The sequence below is a fragment of the Clostridium sp. AM58-1XD genome, from assembly GCF_003464085.1.
Taxonomy (GTDB): Bacteria; Bacillota; Clostridia; order Lachnospirales; family Lachnospiraceae; genus Lachnoclostridium_A.
Window position 1 is genome coordinate 1 of record NZ_QSDR01000070.1, and the last position, 2,203, is coordinate 2,203.

The window sequence follows — 2,203 nt, forward strand, 5'->3', positions numbered from 1 at the left end:
ATCTCTGCTTCCATCATTTCTTTGATTGTGCCGCCAAGCAGATCCTTGAGAGCATCCTGAATATCCTCTGCGGACTGGATGTCATACTCCTGAAGGAGCTGCTGGATAAGGTTCCTTTTCCCATCTGTCATTTGTACTTTGTGTACGGGTTTCTTTTCTCTTGCCATAATAAAAGGCCTCCTATGATTTTTATTTTACCATAGAAGACCTTATAAAACCTTAGTTACAGAAAAACTTTCACATACTCGTGTAAACATGCGGGTCACCGTCTTACATTTTGTCAAACCGTTACAATTGAGTCATCTAAAGCACAAAAAGAAAGGACAGCATTCGCTGTCCTTTCTCTCATGTCCGGGAGTGCCCCGGTCATTGTTTGGCAATTAGAATTTCATATCGAAATATGGATTAGTCTAACTCTTCGTAAAGATCAACAAGACTTGTATCTTTGTTATAGCCAACATGCCAGTTCTTAACTTTAGCAACGATATCATCACCGTCTTTACATTTGCTCTTAGATTTCGTTAATGTACCGGTTGTGTTTACGATATAAGCATTATTAAGATAAGCCATCTGCATAGCTGCTTTATCTGCATCTGTAGCTAGGTAGTAAAGGTTCTTATCTTCATCTTTTTCATCTTGGAACTTCGCTAACTGAAGCTTATCTTCAAAGAATTCTTCAAATGAATAGCTTGTCAGACCCTTACCATCGAATTCGTATTTGCCAGTTTCAGCATTTTTAACAAGAGTACCCTCTATAACAACTTCATACTTGTTATCAGAATCAGCTTTATATCTCTTACCCATTGCATATGCAGCCTTATCTCCAGTATCTACTTCACTCTTGCCATAACCCTTGCGTACGCAGATTTTTCGAAGTAGAACTCGAACTTCTCGCCGTCGATGGTTACAGTCTGTTTGCCTGTCTTCATAGAACCGTCATCGCCAAGGAAAACAGTTACCCATGTCTGGTCATCGAATTCACCATTCATGATCTTTCTTACTGTTGCATCGAAGTTGTCTTCGGTATCGTACAGCATAGTTCCATCTTCATCGTCATCTGGGGAAGAAAGAATAACCTTCTTATCGCTAGGATTGATCTCTAACATGCGCAGGCCTGTAAGCATTCTTCCATACTCATCAAATGCATATTTCTTGCCGTTGATAGTCTTGATTTCGTTAGCAATCAGGTTACCCTTGCCATCTGCATAGTACCAGAAGTCTTCACAGTCATCATATTTCTCTTCATTCAGATCTTCAGAAGGAATTACCTTAAACCATTCTTTTGTAAGTCTAGCACCATCTTCAGGACTGGAGAAGTAGCTCCATGTCTTAGAGTATTCACTCTTTGTAGCGTCTGTGGCTGTAGAATCTGCTTTGTTTGTTGAACCGGAAGTTGTAGCTGTAAACCACTCAGCTGCCATACGGCCATACTTATCAAAGCCATATTTCCTGCCATTAATTGTCTTCTTTACATAAACATCATCATCGTCAGCTTCATATCTCTTACCGCTGGATTTGAAGTAGAACCAACGATCCTGATCATCATCATATAAGTCTTCACTTTCGTTGATGCCATCGCCCCAATTTTCGTCCAGGATATGGATCAGCTGCCAACCGGTTCTCATAGCACCGTCATTCTCATCGCCACAGTAGTAGATACCTTCCTGCCAGTCTTCATCACCTGTTTCTCTTTCGCCGTTTTCATTAATCCAGCCATAGAGCATTTTACCTTCGTCATCGAAGATGTATTTTTTTCCGTTTACGGTTTTAAATCTTGCAGAATTGTTGCTGTTGTTATTCTTGTAAGCTTTACCGTTATTCTGGAAATAATACCACCACTGATCCGGCTCATCATCGTCGCCAGCATCCTCGTTATCTACTGCTACCCAGCCGTTGGTTACCATAGCGCCATCCTGGTTTACATAGTAGTAATCGTCGTCATCTTCGATTAACTGCTCGGTTACCATCTCGCCGTCATCGCCAAGATAGAACCAGTAGTTTCCTGATTTCTTCCACTCGTCTGTTACGCGGCTTCCGTCCTTAGCATAGTAATACCAAGTGCCATCTTCCTGTGTCCAGCCAGTAGCTGCGAAAGATGTCATGGAAGCGCCCATTGCTAACAGAGCTGATGCAGATAATACTGCAACTAATTTAGTCTGCTTTTTCATAATGAATGCACTCTCCTTTTTGTTTTCTGAAATAC

2 protein-coding genes and 1 pseudogene are annotated in these 2,203 nt (G+C 41.2%); all 3 read right to left on the reverse strand.

Features of this window, described 5'->3' with window-relative positions:
- Positions 1–167 (reverse strand): annotated as a pseudogene (locus tag DXA13_RS20550) (IS256 family transposase); the annotation flags it as partial.
- 238 nt (positions 168–405) lie between these two features.
- The gene (locus DXA13_RS22235; RefSeq protein WP_243009256.1) at positions 406–804 is read right to left on the reverse strand and encodes a hypothetical protein; all 399 of its coding nucleotides are present in this window, start codon (positions 802–804) and stop codon (positions 406–408) included.
- Between the two features lie 26 nt (positions 805–830).
- A partial coding sequence (locus DXA13_RS20555) for a cell wall-binding protein (RefSeq protein WP_243009257.1) occupies positions 831–2,203 on the reverse strand: 1,373 nt, incomplete at its 5' end.